General features: G+C 40.9%; 15 protein-coding genes and 5 tRNA genes. 2 read left to right on the forward strand and 18 right to left on the reverse strand.

The features are described 5' to 3' along the window. Window positions 1-9: 9 nt before the first annotated feature. The 17 genes from secE to argC form a co-directional block, all read right to left on the reverse strand. Entirely contained in the window at window positions 10-393 is a 384-nt protein-coding gene (secE, locus tag ESZ39_RS00280; protein WP_146877800.1) for a preprotein translocase subunit SecE, read from the reverse strand. Between the two features lie 108 nt (window positions 394-501). Continuing rightward, a tRNA-Trp gene (locus ESZ39_RS00285) sits at window positions 502-578 on the reverse strand. A 392-nt stretch (window positions 579-970) separates the two neighbouring features. Further along, window positions 971-2155, reverse strand: a complete 1185-nt coding sequence (tuf, locus tag ESZ39_RS00290) for an elongation factor Tu (protein WP_146877790.1) — start codon at window positions 2153-2155, stop codon at window positions 971-973. 76 nt (window positions 2156-2231) lie between these two features. Then, window positions 2232-2307, reverse strand: a tRNA-Thr gene (locus ESZ39_RS00295). A 16-nt stretch (window positions 2308-2323) separates the two neighbouring features. Beyond that, window positions 2324-2398: transfer RNA gene (locus tag ESZ39_RS00300), tRNA-Gly, on the reverse strand. A gap of 29 nt (window positions 2399-2427) precedes the next feature. Next, window positions 2428-2512 (reverse strand) — tRNA-Tyr (locus ESZ39_RS00305). A gap of 34 nt (window positions 2513-2546) precedes the next feature. Further along, window positions 2547-2622: transfer RNA gene (locus ESZ39_RS00310), tRNA-Thr, on the reverse strand. A gap of 143 nt (window positions 2623-2765) precedes the next feature. Next, on the reverse strand, window positions 2766-3491 hold the full coding sequence (locus ESZ39_RS00315) for a type III pantothenate kinase (RefSeq protein ID WP_146877801.1): 726 nt from the start codon (window positions 3489-3491) through the stop codon (window positions 2766-2768). Beyond that, window positions 3488-4462: a bifunctional biotin--[acetyl-CoA-carboxylase] ligase/biotin operon repressor BirA gene (gene birA, locus ESZ39_RS00320; RefSeq protein WP_146877802.1), complete on the reverse strand. Its 975-nt coding sequence runs from the start codon at window positions 4460-4462 to the stop codon at window positions 3488-3490. The genes ESZ39_RS00315 and birA overlap by 4 nt, the downstream gene beginning before the upstream one ends. Further along, window positions 4462-5493: a UDP-N-acetylmuramate dehydrogenase gene (gene murB / locus ESZ39_RS00325; protein WP_146877803.1), complete on the reverse strand. Its 1032-nt coding sequence runs from the start codon at window positions 5491-5493 to the stop codon at window positions 4462-4464. The genes birA and murB overlap by 1 nt, the downstream gene beginning before the upstream one ends. Before the next feature lie 70 nt (window positions 5494-5563). Further along, window positions 5564-5701 carry a hypothetical protein gene (locus tag ESZ39_RS17680; RefSeq protein WP_191321671.1) on the reverse strand — a complete coding sequence of 46 codons (138 nt, stop codon included), beginning with the start codon at window positions 5699-5701 and terminating at the stop codon, window positions 5564-5566. A gap of 624 nt (window positions 5702-6325) precedes the next feature. Further along, window positions 6326-7633, reverse strand: a complete 1308-nt coding sequence (gene argA / locus ESZ39_RS00330; RefSeq protein WP_146877804.1) for an amino-acid N-acetyltransferase — start codon at window positions 7631-7633, stop codon at window positions 6326-6328. Between the two features lie 122 nt (window positions 7634-7755). Continuing rightward, window positions 7756-9717, reverse strand: coding sequence for an argininosuccinate lyase (gene argH / locus ESZ39_RS00335; protein WP_146877805.1), 1962 nt, complete (start codon window positions 9715-9717; stop codon window positions 7756-7758). An 18-nt stretch (window positions 9718-9735) separates the two neighbouring features. Beyond that, window positions 9736-10980, reverse strand: a complete 1245-nt coding sequence (locus tag ESZ39_RS00340) for an argininosuccinate synthase (RefSeq protein ID WP_146877806.1) — start codon at window positions 10978-10980, stop codon at window positions 9736-9738. Between the two features lie 112 nt (window positions 10981-11092). Beyond that, complete coding sequence (locus tag ESZ39_RS00345) at window positions 11093-12007, reverse strand: ornithine carbamoyltransferase (protein WP_146877807.1); 915 nt, start codon at window positions 12005-12007, stop codon at window positions 11093-11095. Window positions 12008-12075: 68 nt separating this feature from the next. Then, a complete protein-coding gene (gene argB / locus ESZ39_RS00350) occupies window positions 12076-12867 on the reverse strand; it encodes an acetylglutamate kinase (protein WP_146877808.1) in 792 nt (263 codons plus the stop codon). Continuing rightward, window positions 12864-13904 (reverse strand): N-acetyl-gamma-glutamyl-phosphate reductase, encoded by a 1041-nt coding sequence (argC, locus tag ESZ39_RS00355; protein ID WP_146877809.1) that lies wholly within the window; start codon window positions 13902-13904, stop codon window positions 12864-12866. The genes argB and argC overlap by 4 nt, the downstream gene beginning before the upstream one ends. A gap of 312 nt (window positions 13905-14216) precedes the next feature. On the opposite strand from argC, the gene argE reads away from it, so the two are divergent. Further along, window positions 14217-15377, forward strand: coding sequence for an acetylornithine deacetylase (gene argE, locus ESZ39_RS00360; RefSeq protein ID WP_146877810.1), 1161 nt, complete (start codon window positions 14217-14219; stop codon window positions 15375-15377). A 73-nt stretch (window positions 15378-15450) separates the two neighbouring features. On the opposite strand, the gene ESZ39_RS00365 is transcribed toward argE, so the two are convergent. Further along, window positions 15451-16899 carry a hypothetical protein gene (locus ESZ39_RS00365; protein WP_146877811.1) on the reverse strand — a complete coding sequence of 483 codons (1449 nt, stop codon included), beginning with the start codon at window positions 16897-16899 and terminating at the stop codon, window positions 15451-15453. Between the two features lie 418 nt (window positions 16900-17317). On the opposite strand from ESZ39_RS00365, the gene ESZ39_RS00370 reads away from it, so the two are divergent. Further along, on the forward strand, window positions 17318-17509 hold the full coding sequence (locus tag ESZ39_RS00370; protein ID WP_146877812.1) for a DUF2970 domain-containing protein: 192 nt from the start codon (window positions 17318-17320) through the stop codon (window positions 17507-17509). The last annotated feature ends 77 nt before the right edge of the window (window positions 17510-17586 follow it).

Raw genomic sequence — 17586 nt, forward strand, 5'->3', positions numbered from 1 at the left:
GACGGTACCTTAACCTACTTTTAATCCAGTAATTAATCCAACTACCCAGAACAGAACTGAATCTAAACCCCAAAGCAATAAAGACATAATTAATGTTGCTACTAATACTATACCCGTTGTTTGCACGGCTTCTTGACGTGTTGGCCAAACCACTTTGCGTACTTCAGTGCGAGACTCTTTAGCAAATGCTACAGCAGTACGACCTTTGACTGTTTGCATAGCAATAAGCCCTGCAATAACAATAGCAGCAACTACCGCTATGGCGCGAACGAGAACTGATTGTTCAGCAAAAAAGTAATTACCAAAAACAGCGCCAGCCAAAAGCAAAACGATTACGCTCCACTTTAAAAAATCAAATGAACCACTTGGTTCAGTTTCAGTACTTGCATTCATATCTACTACCTGTAATTACGTGTCTAATCTAAGACAAAGCACCCCGATATAATCGAGGTTAAAATCTAAAGCCCCTATTATTTAACTAATAAGCACTTTACTCAAATATGGCAGGGGTAGAGAGATTCGAACTCCCAACCGTCGGTTTTGGAGACCGCTGTTCTACCAATTGGAACTATACCCCTTCAATCTGTACTTACACTTACCGAGTGATTCTTAGTTGTTTGGGAATTAAGAGAGACTCTAGAAGTGAGGCGCTATTATACTAATCAAAATATTTTACTCAAGGACTATTTTCGAGTTTTAAGTAGATGCTGCAACAGCCTTGCTTTTTCACCCTACTTATTGGCTTTTATAAATAGTATTCCCACTCAAATCTAGCTTCTAAGCCACAAAACAAAAAAGACGCCGAAGCGTCCTTTTAAGTATTAGTGGAGACTAAAACTAAGCAATAACTCGTTAAGGTAAAAGCAGATACAACACCCGCATCTATTAACCTACTTACACTTCACTAAAATAAGTCCACAAAACAAAAAAGACGCCAAAGCGTCTTTTTAAGTATTAGTGGAGACTAAAATTAAGCGATAATTTTAGATACAACACCAGCACCAACCGTACGACCACCTTCACGGATAGCGAAGCGTAGACCTTCGTCCATCGCAACTGGGTTGATTAGCTCGACAACAAACTTCAAGTTGTCGCCTGGCATAACCATTTCAACACCTTCAGGAAGCTCTACTGCACCAGTAATATCCGTTGTACGGAAGTAAAACTGTGGACGGTAGCCTTTAAAGAATGGCGTATGACGACCACCTTCATCTTTGCTTAGTACGTAAACTTCTGACTCAAACTTAGTATGAGGAGAAATTGAACCAGGCTTACATAGTACTTGACCACGTTCAACGTCTTCACGCTTAAGACCACGAAGAAGTACACCACAGTTCTCGCCTGCACGACCTTCGTCAAGCAATTTACGGAACATTTCAACACCCGTACAAGTCGATGTTTGTGTGTCACGAATACCGACAACTTCAACTGCATCGCCAATTTTAACAATACCGCGTTCAACACGACCTGTTACAACCGTACCACGACCTGAAATTGAGAATACATCTTCGATAGGCATAATGAATGCACCGTCGATTGCACGCTCTGGCTCTGGAATGTAGTTATCTAATGCATCAGCAAGTTCGATTACTTTCGCTTCCCATTTCTCGTCGCCTTGAAGAGCGCCAAGTGCTGAACCTTGAATTACCGGTAAATCATCACCTGGGAAGTCATATTCAGAAAGAAGTTCACGCACTTCCATTTCTACTAATTCTAATAATTCGTCATCATCAACAACATCACATTTGTTCATGAATACTATGATGAAAGGAACGCCAACTTGACGTGATAACAAGATGTGCTCACGTGTTTGTGGCATAGGACCATCTGTAGCAGCAACTACTAAGATAGCGCCATCCATTTGTGCAGCACCGGTGATCATGTTTTTGATGTAATCGGCGTGACCAGGACAATCTACGTGTGCATAGTGACGTGCAGCAGTATCATATTCGATGTGAGAAGTGTTAATGGTAATACCACGTTCACGTTCTTCAGGGGCGTTATCGATTTGGGCGAAATCTTTAACTTCACCACCGTGAACTTTAGTTAATACCGCAGAGATAGCGGCTGTTAAAGTTGTTTTACCGTGATCGACGTGACCGATAGTACCAACGTTAACATGCGGTTTTAAACGTTCAAATTTTGCTTTAGCCATCTTAAAGTACCTCTGGGTAGATTAAATCTATTAATTTTTAGTCAACATTGATTAATCTATAGAAGGTCTAAAGAAATGGTGCTGATAGGCAGATTCGAACTGCCGACCTCACCCTTACCAAGGGTGCGCTCTACCAACTGAGCCATATCAGCATTTCTTTATAAAGACTGGAGCGGGTGGCGGGAATCGAACCCGCTTCATCAGCTTGGAAGGCTGAGGTAATAGCCAGTATACGACACCCGCTAAATTCTATCAGATTATCTCTGTTAAAATGGTGGAGGGAGGTGGATTCGAACCACCGAAGGCTGAGCCGTCAGATTTACAGTCTGATCCCTTTGGCCACTCGGGAACCCCTCCAAATTTTAATGTCACATTACAAGTAATGTATTAATGGTGCCGACTGCCGGAGTCGAACTGGCGACCTACTGATTACAAGTCAGTTGCTCTACCAACTGAGCTAAGTCGGCACTACATTAAGTGGTGCGAATTCTAGAGTAATGTTTTCGTGCTTGCAACAGCAAAATGCAAAAAATAAGCATGTTTTTATGCGTTTGATGGTTTTTTACCCACAATCACAAATTTTTAACTATAAACACTTACCCGAACTCGCTTAAAAACAGCTTAAACCAAGAAAAACTAACTTTGGCTCAAGCTGACAGTGTTCAGCCAGTAGCTGAGCAATTTGTTCGCCATTGCCACCGGTTATCAGTACCTTGTCGAGTGTTAATAAACTATTTGCTTGAATAATAGCTTCTTTAATCGCTCCTATGGTCATGGCCCAACTGCCATGGTTCAAACAACTTGAGCTGTCCTGACCAAAAGCTATACTTGCGGTAACTTTAGGTGTAGCAATAATTTTAGTGGTGCGGGTTAATAAACTATCAAATAGCGTTTGTACACCCGGCATGATCCAGCCACCATAATGCTGGCCATTAGCCGCTAACAGATCAACGGTTGTCGCCGTGCCTGCGTCAATAACCAGTATATTTTGTTGTGGATAAAGTTGTTTTGCCCCTATCATAGCCAGCCAACGATCAACGCCTAAACTTTCTGGCTGCTGGTACGACGAAGATATACCAAAGGCATTTGCTGTACTGTGTACTTGTACAAAAGCAATATTATAGCGTGCTACCCACTTTTCGATCGCATCGTACACTTCGTTACCATGCACGTTAGCAAGAATAACTTCGCTAACCTGTGAAAATTTACCTTGTGATAACTGCGTTTGAAAAGCGTGATAGTCGAGATAAACAATCTCAGAAAGTGGTGCAGAGCTCCCAAGAGTTTGAAAAACATATTTTACCTGTGTATTACCGACATCAACTAACAGTCTCATAACCTAGCCCTTAAGCTAACTTCACCACCGTATACTGGACTTACTTGGCCATTAACCTCTAACATCAATGCCCCTTGGCCGTTAATACCACGACAAATACCCCGAGTCACTTTTTCGCCAGTAATCAAAGCCACCGGTTTGTTAAAGTAAAAGTCTTGTGTGTGCCACTGAGCAACCATGGTATTGATGCCTGTTTCGCTATGTACTTTTAAGCGTCTAAGCAAAGCTGCAATGATGTTAGCAGCTAAAATATTTCGATCAATATCAACGCCAATAGCACTCGACAAATCAATCCAGGGTTGATCGACCAATACCGCACTCTTAGCTGGCATTTTAATATTGAGACCAATGCCAATAACGCAATGACAAGGCTCCATCGCTTGACCTTCGAGATCAATTAAGATGCCCGCAAGTTTAACGCCATTAAAATAGATATCATTTGGCCACTTTAATTCAACATCAACCTGATAAAGGGCCTTTATTGCATCACTCACTGCCAGTGCCGCAACCACACTTAAGCCCATGGCTGCTGACATGCCTTGCTCTAAATACCAATACATAGATAAGTAAATATGTGAGCCAAAAGGTGAAATCCATTTTCGGCCCCTGCGCCCTCGCCCAGCACTTTGATATTCAGCAATGCAGGCTTGCCCAACAACATTTTGGTTTGGCAAACGGCGCATTAAATAACTATTAGTTGAGTCGATTAAGTTATGAACTTCTACCTTGGCGCTAGTGTTTTGCTCGGCCAACTCTGCAACTATAAGACTTTCGTTGAGCAGTTCAATGGGTTCGGCTAAGCGATAACCTTTGCCAGTAACACTGAAAATATCAAAGCCCATTTCTTGTAGTGCACTAATATGCTTTGAAATAGCCGCGCGACTAACGCCGAGTTCTTCACCTATGACTTGCCCTGACAAAAACTCACCTTTAACCAGCTTTTTAATCAACTGTTCACGAATTGCTTTCATTACTGACACCCTCTATTAGTATGACTTAGCTCACCATCAGCGCCAATAAACCTAACTTCAGGTATCAAGTGAAGATTAAATTTAGCCATAATTTTTTCCTGAATATAGACTGATAACGCGACAATATCCTGACCATGCTTACTGTCATAGTTAATGATCACTAAGGCTTGGTTTTCATGCACACCGACGCCCCCGTCACGAAAGCCTTTAAGACCTGCTTGCTCAATCAGCCAACCCGCGGCTAATTTTATCTCACCACTTTGTTGTCGATAATAAGGTATTTTCGGATACTGCTGCTGTAAAGCATGAAAAAAATCTTCAGTAACGAGCGGATTTTTAAAAAAGCTGCCCGCATTAGGCAGTAGTTTAGGATCAGGTAATTTTGTCTGACGCAGCTGTATAACCTTTGCCATGATGGCCTGTGGGGTTACCGGAGAGATAATAGTGTTTAAGCCCTGATAACTGTCAACCGGCTGCCAGGCTTTTGGTAATAAAAAATGCACATGGGTAATAATGCCTTTGCCATTTAATGCCTGTTTAAAAATACTGTTACGATAACCAAATTGACACGCTGCGTTGCTAAAATCCACCAACTTTTTTTCGGCAAAATCATACCAAGTAACACGCTCAATAAAGTCACTCACCTCAATACCATAAGCACCAATATTTTGTACCGGCGCGGCACCGACACTACCGGGAATTAAGGCCAAATTTTCTAAACCATATATAGCATGACTAATGCAAAACAAAACCAAATTATGCCAATTTTCACCACAAGCGGCGCTGACCTGAAAATATTCATCATTTTCAGTGACCTCAATACCCATTAGCCTGGGTTTAATAATCGTCGGTGCCTTTGCCTGACAAAACAAGGTGTTTGTGCCTTCACCAAGAATATAAGACCTAAGCGCTTTATCCGTGGTTATTTCAGACAGTTCTTTAACGGTAGATGGGAGAAATATCTCAGCGGTAACAGCTGGCACGTTTAAGCTATTAAATGCTTGTAAAGGAAAGTTAGCGCGTGTTTTCATAACAGTGACTATAAAAAATTTGCCCTATTGTACGCAAAAACAGCCACCGTATAAACTCTATTAGCTACAGTTAACCACGCTTTCTTGCGGAAAGATTAATGATATTATTACCTTCAGTGTAATATTTATTATGATATTTATCGGTAGCGATATTTTCACTGTGGTTAATCATCATACCTTCGAGGGGTGCATCAAGCTGTTGCAACATTTTAAGACCTGCGAATATTTGTTCTCGCTTGGTTTTAATGTCCTGTCACAACTGCGCCAAAAAAGTCTCATAGGATATTTTAACTCGCTCAGTACCAACAGTAGCAGCAATACTTAAATTATTTTAAAATTGGCCAACAACATCGCTCACTAACACCGTAGCACTTCGCCAGCCAATTGGTATAAATAGCCAGTTTGTCATTATATTCTGCCTGAATTACCGTACTGAATACGCTGACCGTAAACAATGGCAGCGCGCCGAGAGAAGTTTATAACTCAAATTTACCTATTATTATAAATAATTTACTCGTCTAATAGCAATTTGATTAATTAAGTGATCACCTTTTTCATGAGGAAAAATGGCTAAATACAAGGCATAAAATTTAGTCAGTAGTTATACCAATCCCATTAAGTTATTGCTCACTTGTACTAGTTAAAATAGCTCAAGGCTGTGTTGCTCTCACTCCCAATAGCCAGCTATTGCTCAATCGAGCGCCTTACCTTGAGTGATTTTTCCTGCGCACAACAAGATCACAAACTTAATGGAACTGGTATAACTCCTGGATTTATAGACATAAAAAAAGCAACCATGTGGTTGCTTTTACTATTAAATTTACAAAGGTGATCAAATAAGCTTAGTAAACGCCTTTGACTTACGCTGAATATTATACATTTCCTGCTTACCTTCTGGTAACTTATCAATAGCTTGTTCGCTATAGCCTTGTTCAATAAACCAGTGTGCACTCACAGTGGTCAAGACAAAAATTGACGTAAGGTTCTGTCTTTTCGCCGCCTGTTCTAGTGCTTGAATAAGACGAATACCACGATTACCACCACGATAATCTGGGTGAATAACCAAGCAAGCTATTTCACCTGTTCTTGCCTCTGGGTAAGGATAAAGTGCCGCACAAGCGATAATCACATCTTCTTTTTTAATCACGGTAAAGCGGTCGATTTCAATTTCGAGTAACTCGCGCGAGCGTTTAACCAGCACACCTTCTGCTTCCAGTGGCGCAATTAACTCTACTATGCCGCCGACATCATCAATACTAGCCGCTGACAATTGTTCTTGGTGATCTTTGGCAATTAGAGTTCCTGCGCCATCACGGGTAAATAGCTCCTGCAATAAAGCACTATCACTGGTGTAACTAACACTATGGCAACGCTCAACCCCTTGTTTGCCACATTGTATAATCGCTTTTAACAGTAACTGCTGAACATGATCATCTTGCTCAGCAAGTAATTGGCTGACCGTCGCCACACCACAACTTCGAATTAAAGCGCCCTTTTTATCAAGTAAGCCCGCTTGCTCAGTTAAAGTGATCAGTTTATCGGCTTTTAACGCTATCGCAGTTTTTGCTGCCACATCTTCTAGCGCTAAATTAAACACTTCACCGGTTGATGAATAACCCACCGGCGACAACAACACTATTGAACCAAAATCTAATTGAGTATTAATACCTTCCGCGTCAATACGCCGCACCAAACCGGTATGCTTAAAATCAATACCATCACGCACACCAATGGGCTTAGCAATAACAAAATTACCGGTACTAACCCGAATTTGCGCGCCGTGCATCGGCGAGTTAACTAAGCCCATGGTTAACAACGCTTCAATATGAATACGCAACGAACCCGTGGCGTCTTTTACCGCCATCAAGGTGTCGGCGTCAGTAATACGTATATTACCTTCAATTTGTTGTGGTAGGGCACGAGCTTTGAGCCGTTCTTCGATTTGCACACGCGCACCATGCACCAGGACCAACTTAACACCCAAACTTCTTAGTAAAGCAATATCATGAATGATATTGGCAAAATTTGCGTGCTGAACAGCTTCGCCGCCAAACATCAAGACAAAGGTTTTACCACGATGCGCATTTATATAGGGCGCTGCATTCCTAAACCACTTTACATTATCTTCATTACTATTCATGACATCTGATCACTAATATTTATCGCTTATGTATAACTTATAGATAACTTATAAATACCCGCTCAACCCCAAAATATAGATTTGGGCAACTTAGGGTTGAGTGGCTATAAACATTAAAGTGGCTAAACTTTTTCAGCACAACGATTAACAATATATTCCATAGCAACTTCATCGGCAGGGTCTTTATGAGGGCTTTGCTCACTGTCTTCTATGATGTTGTCTGCTAGAGAATTTTTATCAATTAAGTTAAAACCTAACTGTTGAAAATAGTTTGGAATATAAGTCAGCACAATAATTTTTTGCAGTTGCATTTGATGAGCAAATTCTAATAAATATTGCACCAGTGCTTGCCCTTGACCTTGACCATGGGCGGTTTTATCAATCACCACGGTACGGATCTCGGCAAGACCTGTTTGGTAGATATAAAGTGACGCACAGCCCACTACAGCTCCATCAACTTCAGCAACAACAAAATTTTGTACCGCGTGAATAATATTATCGCGACTGCGTGGCAGTATTTCACCGCGCTCGGCCCAGTAATCGACCAAAGCCGAGATACTGTCAATATCTGACATTCTTGCTCTTCGCACCGACATGGCTGCGGCACGTTGGGCATTTAAACGTTGTTTTACTTGTTTTAAGGTCAAGTTAATTTGTGTTTTACTCGGCGCGCCTAAAACTTGGGTGTTTAAGGTGTCTTGGTTATCAGCTAAAATATTACCTGACTGAACTTCTGCTAAGGCTTTTTCGACTTGCTGAGGCGAAGTGCCACCGATGGCATCTCGCTTATCTAAACAAGATTCAATCGATAAGTGTTGGTAGACATCTTGTTCAATTTTGTCACTAAATTTTTGTAATTGTGCAATCGAAAAATCTTCCAACGCATGTCCAGCATCGATGGCCGCCAACACCACTTCACCAACAATATGATGGGCTTCTCGAAAGGGAATATCTTTACTAACAAGATAGTCAGCAAGCTCGGTTGAGTTCGCGTAACCTTGCTGAGCCGCGGCTAAAGTACGCGCACGATTGACCGTTAAGCCTTCAGCAATTAACACTGCCATTTGCATGCATTCTTGCCAAGTATCAAGGGCATCAAATAAGCCCTCTTTATCTTCTTGCATGTCTTTATTATATGCCAGTGGCAAAGCTTTCATAGTCATCATCATACCGGTGAGTGAACCCATCACTCGCCCTGCTTTACCGCGCAGTAATTCACAGGCATCTGGGTTTTTCTTTTGGGGCATTAATGACGAACCTGAGCTAACTAAATCGCTCATTTCTACAAAACCGGCTTCACCTGAATTGTAAAAAACCAAGTCTTCAGCAAAACGCGATAAATGCATCATGCTAATACTAGCGGTGGATAATAATTCAATGACATGATCACGGTCTGAAACCGCATCTAAACTATTCAGTGTTGCACTGCGAAAGCCAAGATTATGGGCAAGTAGCTCACGGTCAATCGGATACGCTGTACCGGCCAAGGCACCTGAACCTAGTGGTGATGTGTCAGCGCGATATAAGGCGTCTTTTAGGCGACCAATATCACGGTTAAACATTTCTACATAAGCCAAACACCAATGGCCAAAAGTTATCGGTTGGGCGCGTTGCAAATGGGTATAGCCGGGCAATACCGTATTACGTTCACGTTCAGCCAGATCTAATACCGCCTGTTGTAAATTCACTAAAGCATAAAGTAAATCACTGCCAGTTTCTTTACACCAAAGTTTTAAGTCAGTGGCTACTTGGTCATTACGACTGCGACCGGTATGTAACTTTTTGCCTAAATCACCGGTTTTTTCTATCAGGTTAATTTCCACCCAACTATGAATATCTTCTGCGTCAGACGCTAAAATTTGCTTTGGATTTTCTTCAACTGAAGCTTTTAATTCTAACAACGCTGCTTTTAATTGCTGAAACTCTGCTTGGCTTAACACATCAACCGTGGTTAATGCTTCAGCCCATGCAATAGACCCAACAATGTCTTGCACTGCCAAACGATAATCAACAGGTAAAGAGTCATTAAACTTTTTAAACTGTACACTGGCTTGCTCTTTAAAGCGTCCACCCCATAATGCCATGACTAAATTCCTCTACCTTTATTTTTTTGCAGTAATTACTGAGTCTGCTTGTTTAAGTGCGGTAATTCTACTTGATAAGCTAAACAAACGAATAAAACCTTCCGCATGTTTTTGGTCATAAACATCATCAGCGCCAAAGGTAGCAAACGCTTCTGAGTACAAGCTGTTTGGTGAACGACGTTGAGTCACTTGTGCCATACCTTTATAAAGTTTGACCACCACATCACCGGTTACTTTTTCAGCAAAAGAGGCAGCAGAGGCAAGTTGCGCTTTCGCCAGAGGTGTAAACCAACGACCATCATAAATAACATGTGAAAATTCATGACCAACAGATTCGCGATACTTTAATGACTCTTTATCTAATATTAATGACTCTAGCCCTTTGTAAGCCGCCATTAAAACGGTACCACCTGGGGTTTCATAACAACCACGAGACTTCATACCAACTAAACGGTTTTCGACAATATCGATACGGCCAACACCATGTGCAGCGGCTTTTTCGTTTAAATACATTAATGACTGATAGGCTGACATTGGCTCGCCGTCGACAGCAACTAACTCACCTTTATCAAAGCTGAGCATGACTTTGCCCGCTTCATTGGGTGCGTCCATAGGGTCAACTGTCATAGTCCACACTTCTTTTGAAGGCTCACACCAAGGGTCTTCTAGCTCGCCACCTTCATGCGATATATGCCAAGCATTAGCGTCACGGCTATAAATTTTAGTTAATGATGCCGCACAAGGGATATTACGCTCAGCTAAATAATCTAATAGGTCTTCGCGTGAAACCATATCCCATTCACGCCAAGGGGCAATAACCGTTAACTGTGGTGCTAAGGCAGCAAAACAGGCTTCAAAACGTACTTGGTCGTTACCTTTACCGGTACAACCGTGACAAACCGCATCAGCGCCAACTTTTAAAGCAATTTCGATATGAGCTTTGGCAATCACTGGCCGTGCCATTGACGTGCCTAATAAATACTGGCCTTCATAAACCGCACCGGTTTTGATAATAGGGTAAATATAGTCTTTTACATATTCTTCTTTTAAGTCAACTACATAGCACTCTGAAGCGCCTGATGCGATGGCCTTTTCTTTAATGCCGACAAGTTCTTCTTCGCCCTGCCCCACATCAGCACAAAATGCCACCACTTCACAGCCATCATAATTCTCTTTTAACCACGGGATGATAGCTGAAGTATCTAAACCACCTGAATAGGCCAATACTACTTTTTTAATGTCTTTTTTTTCGGCTAACGCCATGATTTAATTCCTTAATAATTTTTATTATCGGCCTAACCAACAATGAATAATTGGCTAGTTTGAAATAGTTTTTAAATTTAATTTGCTTTACCTGTTCATAACAACAGCGGCATTAATCTGTTAGTAAAGTCACTAACACTGCATTTTGTGCCCACATGCGGTTTTCAGCTGATTGAAAAGCCACTGACATTTCGCTATCAAACAACTCGGTGGTAATTTCTTCTTCAAGATGCGCTGGTTGGCAATGCATGACAATACTCGCCCCTGCAGCTGCCATTACTTGATAATTTACTTGATACGGTTTAAAGGTCGCTAATATATCAGCAACATTGGCATTATCACCCATAGATATCCAAGTGTCAGTGTAAATAGCATCTTGTTGTCCTAGTTCAGCTATATCATGAGTTAACAAGAATTTAGCTCCTGATGCTGCACTAAAGCTCACGGCTTTATTATATATTTGTTCATCCGGACCATACCCTGCTGGGCAGACTAAAGTAAAATCAACACCCAAGATTGCCGCCATCAACATCAATGAGTTCGAAACATTGTTCGCGTCACCGATATAGGCAAGTTTTACTTTGCTCAGCTCAGAAAAATTTTCTGCTAAGGTGACAAAGTCAGCCAATGCTTGGCATGGGTGATAGACATCACACAACGCATTAATCACCGGGACACTGCCATGTTGAGCCAATTGGTCTATCGAATCGTTGCTAAAAACACGTGCAACAATAGCATCAGCATAACAAGAAAGGTTCTTAGCATAGTCGCTAACGCGCTCACGTTCACCTAATTTACCATTTTGTTGGCCTAAATACAGGGCATGACCACCTAATTTATTAATGCCAATATCAAAACTAACATGGGTTCTTAACGAGGGCTTTTCAAAAATCATTGCGACTGACTTACCTGCCAAGGCCTGAGCGTAATTTTTTGGTTGCTGTTTTATATCACGTGCTAAGGCAATCAAGTCGAGTATTTGTTCTTTATTTAGCTGATCATCAGCCAAGAAATGTGGTAAGTTCATCAATCTTTAATCCTGTGCGAAACGGGTAAACAGCTGGTCTTATGCCCACTGAAATGGCTTATATGAAATTAACAACCCGTAGGTTGTATACGAGTGCCAATACTGACACCGTTGAGCAAATCGACAATTTGCTCTGGCGATTGCCAACTGGCAACCGCGATACTTCGTCGTAACTGATTCGCCGCTCGCAATGCCGCGTTTACCTTAGCGGTCATGCCGCCGGCAATAACACCACTTTTAATCAGTTGTTCTGCTTGCTGAGCGTTCAGTGAACTTAAATACTCGCCCGTTGCGCCTTTAACGCCATTAACATCAGTTAGCAGCAATAAATCAGCATTAAGCAACTGACATATCACTACCGCGGCATCATCAGCATTTACATTCACTAAGTCGCCATTACCTAGAGCACCAATGGATGAAACAATAGGTAAAAATTTTGCTTTTAATAGCGTATCTAGTAGCGCGCTACTATAGGGCTTAGGTACACCCACTTGTCCTAACGCTAATGGGCTTAATTGACACTGCACCATTTGGCCATCAGTAAGTGACAAACCAACAGCGGGTAGTTTTAAACTAGCCGCTCTCGCCACAATAGCTTTATTAACATTACCGGCTAGCGCACCACTAATAATCGGTATTTGCGCTTTCGGTGTCACCCGTAAACCGTGTTTTTTTTCAGTAACAAATCCTGCTTGGGCCAGCATCTCATCAACCACACAACCGCCACCATGGACAATCACTACCGGTTGATCTTTTAAACTGGCAATTACCGTTAACAATGCAGCTAAGGCAGAGCTATTGCCTTGATTGTAGCCATCTAAAATAGCACCGCCAATTTTAATCACCACAGGCTTTTTCATAAACAGTTCCCTGCGCTTAATAAACTATATTGGCTGGGCAAGCCCAAGCTAATATTAGCGCATTGTATGGCTTGTGACGCCGCACCTTTTAACAAGTTGTCTATAGCGCAACTTACTACCACCACCTGTTTTTCTTCATCAACTAACCAATGTACATCTGCAAATGGCGTATGGGCAACATTATCTATTTTAGGCCAAGTGTTTACTATTCTTACCAGTGGCGTATCTTGGTAGGCTTGCACAAAGACATTGTCAACTTGCTCAGCAGTAACCCCAGCTTTTAATTGTAAGGTCACCGTCACTAATAGCCCGCGTTTATAGGGCGCTAAATGCGGATTAAAAATCACTTCAACGTTAGCTTCTTGACTAATTTCGGGCTGATGCCTGTGCTGCAAAATATTGTATGGAGTTAAGCTCACTTCACAAAAACTTGTCGCTAATGACGCCTGACGACCAGCGCCAGTGACGCCACTGATACCATTAACTACAACTAATGAATTTTCTTGATGCAGGCCATTATTGGTGATGGGCTTTAACGCTAATAAACTGGCGGTGGGATAACAACCTGGCACAGCAATTAAATGGCTGGTAGCAATCTCAGCAGCTTGCCATTCGGCTAAACCATATTGCGCCTGCTGTAGGGCATTTAACGCTTGATGTTCAAAACCGTAATGCACGGGATATTGTTTCGCGTCTTTTAAACGAAAGCCACCCGACAAGTCGAATACTTTAATATCTTGCTCAATAAAGGCTTGGGCCCATTGCGCACTGAACTCATGTGGTGTGGCAAAGAATACCGCATCAATGTTATGCTCAGGAGTAGTAATATATTGCTCAAACCATTGTGCAGAAAATGGCTGTAGGGACAAATCACAAACGCCTTGCCAACGAGCATGTAATTGTGCAAAAGTTTTACCACTAGACGTACTGTTTTCAGACACCAATAAATGTTGAATTGATATTTTATTATGCTGGGTTAATAAGCCAATTAATTCAGCACCAACATACCCACTTGCACCAATAACTATGACGTTCATTTACTTACCATTTTGCTTACGATTAGAAATCAAAATTCACGGTACTATTTATGCGTGAATTTTGCAATTCTATTCAGCTTCAACCCATTATTTTCTAGCTTTATGACCAAAAACATATCACTATCTAGAAAATCGAGACTTACAGAACTAATATTTGACGCTATTGTCGTCGCTTCGTTGGATACATTATAAACATTTTCATAGTATGGTTGAATTAGGCTCTTTACATTGTGTTGCTAAAGTACCACCATATAAATAGTTATGCAACTTATCGGCATAATTACCCAAAAATAATCTAGGTTGTTAAATATAATGAAAAAGCTAAATAAAAAACTCCCCAATTTTACCCAAGCCATTAGCCAATTAATCGCCCAGCCAAGTATTAGCTCTTCGCAATCGAGCTGGGATCAAAGTAATGAAGGGGTAATAAATTTACTGTCAGCTTGGTTTGAAACCTTAGGCTTTACTGTCACTATCCAAGCGGTTCCAGACACTAAAGGTAAGTTTAATATGTTAGCTAAATTAGGTACCGGCGTAGGGGGCTTATTACTTGCAGGCCACAGCGACACCGTGCCTTTTGATGAAAACAGTTGGTTATCAGATCCACTAAAAATCACGGATAACGATAATAAACTTTTTGGCCTGGGTAGCTGTGACATGAAAGGTTTTTTTGCTTTTATTTTGCAAGTTTGTCAACACATTGACCTAAGTTCATTAAAGAAGCCGTTATACGTTTTAGCGACTGCCGATGAAGAAACCACCATGGCTGGCGCACGATTTTTTGCTAACAGTGAAATAATAAAACCTGACGTTGCTATTATAGGTGAGCCAACAAATTTAGTGCCGGTGGTGATGCACAAAGGCCATATGTCTCATAAAATTAGCATTAAGGGCCAGGCTGGACATTCAAGCAAACCAGCAAGCGGGGTTAACGCCATTGAAATAATGCATCAGGTGATCAGTGGATTATTCAAACTTAGAGAAAAACTCAGCCTAAGCTATCAAAATGAAGCTTTTGATGTTCAAACACCGACAATGAATTTAGGAGCTATTAGAGGTGGTGACAATGCGAATCGAATTTGTGGTCATTGTGAGCTTGATATTGATATGCGCTCTTTACCTGGTATGAAAGATGAAGAACTAGTGGCGTGGTTAGCAAAAGCTTTGCAGCCTATTGCTGAAAAATATCCCGGACGACTGACCATAGACGAGCTTGACCCGAGTTCACCCAGTTTTCAACAAACAGCTGAAAGTGAATTAGTCCTGACCGCTGAAAAAATTTCTGGCCATACTTGTTGCGCGGTAAATTACGCAACAGAAGCACCATTTATTCAACAATTGGGTTGTCAAACTATTGTTATGGGCCCAGGTTCAATTGATCAGGCACATCAACCTAATGAATATTTAGCCCATAGTGAAATTACAAAAACTGAGCTGTTACTGACTAAAGTTATTCATCATTACTGTTTTTAACTTTTAATAAGTCAAAAAAGGCAGTTGGCGAAATAAAATTAAGCTTACCCGCTAATGTAGACCCTATTTATGCTTAGCGGGCACGACTCCAGAGTTTTTGGTTAACTTTGTTGGAAAAGTATTCCACTGGTTGCCAACAACGTGGCAATAAATCGAGTTCTTTTCGTTCAAGATAGTTTGATGACAACAATGACAGAATTTCATTTAGCCGCGCTTTGCTCATACTGGAAAAATTTTGCGCTGTTTCTACAAAGTATAAGTTATTGCTTTTTTTTACTACCAAGTCATGGCCATGGCCAATAAAGGTCAGGTGTCTAGAGGTTACACGGCATTTAGGTTCATTAGGTTTATCAGGATAGAGCTGAGTGACTATCGCATATTCGTAGCGAGCTTCCTGGTAAACATCATTTGGCATGTATATCACCCCAAATCCTTGTGGAAAATCGCCAGTAATTTGATATAAAGCATCAACAACACTGCGACTACAACGACCTCGCTCAGCATTTTTATATAAGACTTGGTATACTCTCGGTAATAGTTTGTAGTTATAATTATCTTTAGTTGATAAGACAATGCTGGTATATATTTGGGGTATTTTTAATAGATTACCCACACCTAACTTCGGTTGGACACTACTCATTAGCAGTTGCTTAACAAAACGCAAGGTTTTGATTTGTGTACTCGCGAAAGCCTCTCTTTCAGCAACAGAGTCACCTAGATAATTTACCGCACCAATACCATTGAGAAGATACTTAGTGGTTTCACGATAGTTAATCTGTAATAAGGCCTTACGCTCTGCAACCTGTAAAGTACGAAAATGGTCTAACTTGCCGTCAAGACCTTTTATGATGTTCTGTGCCTTAGGATGATAATGGCCAATATCTTGTAGTATGGCAGCCATTATCACCGGGATTTTCACATCATCGGCAAATTGGCGAAAGGCCTCTGCGCTGCCATTACGTAATTCATTAAAATCAACAGCCACTATGTCAGCTAATTCTTGTGTTAAAGCGTCTGCTGACGAAGGATTTTTTAAGCAAGCTTGATCTAGCAACCTTAAAGCCAGTACAGCTCTATACAAAGGTTTACTGCGCTCGTTTTCAACAGCTACTTTACTGCCTTCAGTCGGCAATAATAATTGAATAGTGCCTAATAGCTCTGCTGATTTGCGCTTAGTTTCAACCAGACTTTCACCTTCACATAGTTCGAGGATATCTCGACAGATCTGCTGTAAATGTTGCGCGCGTTCATTACGCTCTGCACTTATCGATTTTAAGTATACTTGCTGTTCACGTTCAAGGTTAAAAAGTTTCTTGTTGCTTTTGTCACTATCAATTTGTACTAACTTGGTCATTTCATTTTTAAGGACATTAACTTTGCCTTGTGAGAGCGACTCTAGCTCGTAAAATGCTATGGCCCTTTCCAAGACAGAATCTTTTAAAGGACTAGGTCCGTAAATTTTAATTAATAAAATTTTGACCTTTGCAGTAAACTTAGTATCACCAGAGAAATTTTTCAACATGAGTTCCATTCGTATCTGTAATAGCCATTAAAATAATAGTGCGGTCATTCTAACGCTTAAGTAACCAGCTTAGAACAAACTAAATGTGTAAGTATATCAGCTATATTTCATGCATTTTGTGATGTGAGTAGATTGCTATTGAGCTCACTAAATAGTGAATATATTCATTTGATTGTGGTCGTGCTAATCAAGTGAAGTTTTTCAGTACTTGCTTGCGCAATCGGGTGAGTTAACAATCGATAATACTGCTTAACATTGAACAAATTCGTTAAAATGTCAATACTAAAGTAACTGGCGAGACAAAACCTTAAAAAATACGGTTATATTAGCAGCACTTGATCGAGACTGTGCATTAGAACATACTGACTAGACCCTAAGGTAATATACAAATTTGCCACTTTGGCAATTAAGGATAGTAATGGCTTCAAGCAACTTTAAAGAAACACTCAAAAGTGTTGGCGCAGCATTTTTTGGCGTGCAAAGTGATAAGAATAGGGAACGAGACTTTACTCAAGGTAAATTTAGTCATTTCGTTATTGCTGGTTTAATTGCCGTGGTGTTATTTATTGCCACATTAATTGCCATTGTTAGTTTCATTTTACCTAGTTAGTACAGCAAAGTTTCAGTACCGGTGAACTAAACGTTAAACATCATTAAAAATAAGGGCTTATAACTTCACCTTAAAAC

Origin of the sequence: Colwellia sp. C1TZA3 (genome assembly GCF_007954265.1) — a bacterium.
In the GTDB taxonomy this organism is placed as follows: domain Bacteria; phylum Pseudomonadota; class Gammaproteobacteria; order Enterobacterales; family Alteromonadaceae; genus Cognaticolwellia.

Excerpts from the sequence above, each read along its gene's own strand:
- murB (WP_146877803.1), bottom strand. The coding sequence starts at position 5,493 with ATGAAAACACGCGCTAACTTTCCTTTACAAGCATTTAATAGCTTAAAC.
- ESZ39_RS00315 (WP_146877801.1), bottom strand. The coding sequence starts at position 3,491 with ATGAGACTGTTAGTTGATGTCGGTAATACACAGGTAAAATATGTTTTT.
- ESZ39_RS00365 (WP_146877811.1), bottom strand. The coding sequence starts at position 16,899 with ATGTTGAAAAATTTCTCTGGTGATACTAAGTTTACTGCAAAGGTCAAA.
- secE (WP_146877800.1), bottom strand. The coding sequence starts at position 393 with ATGAATGCAAGTACTGAAACTGAACCAAGTGGTTCATTTGATTTTTTA.
- argH (WP_146877805.1), bottom strand. The coding sequence starts at position 9,717 with ATGGCATTATGGGGTGGACGCTTTAAAGAGCAAGCCAGTGTACAGTTT.
- argE (WP_146877810.1), top strand. The coding sequence starts at position 14,217 with ATGAAAAAGCTAAATAAAAAACTCCCCAATTTTACCCAAGCCATTAGC.
- argC (WP_146877809.1), bottom strand. The coding sequence starts at position 13,904 with ATGAACGTCATAGTTATTGGTGCAAGTGGGTATGTTGGTGCTGAATTA.
- birA (WP_146877802.1), bottom strand. The coding sequence starts at position 4,462 with ATGAAAGCAATTCGTGAACAGTTGATTAAAAAGCTGGTTAAAGGTGAG.
- ESZ39_RS00370 (WP_146877812.1), top strand. The coding sequence starts at position 17,318 with ATGGCTTCAAGCAACTTTAAAGAAACACTCAAAAGTGTTGGCGCAGCA.
- argA (WP_146877804.1), bottom strand. The coding sequence starts at position 7,633 with ATGAATAGTAATGAAGATAATGTAAAGTGGTTTAGGAATGCAGCGCCC.
- tuf (WP_146877790.1), bottom strand. The coding sequence starts at position 2,155 with ATGGCTAAAGCAAAATTTGAACGTTTAAAACCGCATGTTAACGTTGGT.
- ESZ39_RS17680 (WP_191321671.1), bottom strand. The coding sequence starts at position 5,701 with ATGTTGCAACAGCTTGATGCACCCCTCGAAGGTATGATGATTAACCAC.
- ESZ39_RS00340 (WP_146877806.1), bottom strand. The coding sequence starts at position 10,980 with ATGGCGTTAGCCGAAAAAAAAGACATTAAAAAAGTAGTATTGGCCTAT.
- argB (WP_146877808.1), bottom strand. The coding sequence starts at position 12,867 with ATGAAAAAGCCTGTGGTGATTAAAATTGGCGGTGCTATTTTAGATGGC.
- ESZ39_RS00345 (WP_146877807.1), bottom strand. The coding sequence starts at position 12,007 with ATGAACTTACCACATTTCTTGGCTGATGATCAGCTAAATAAAGAACAA.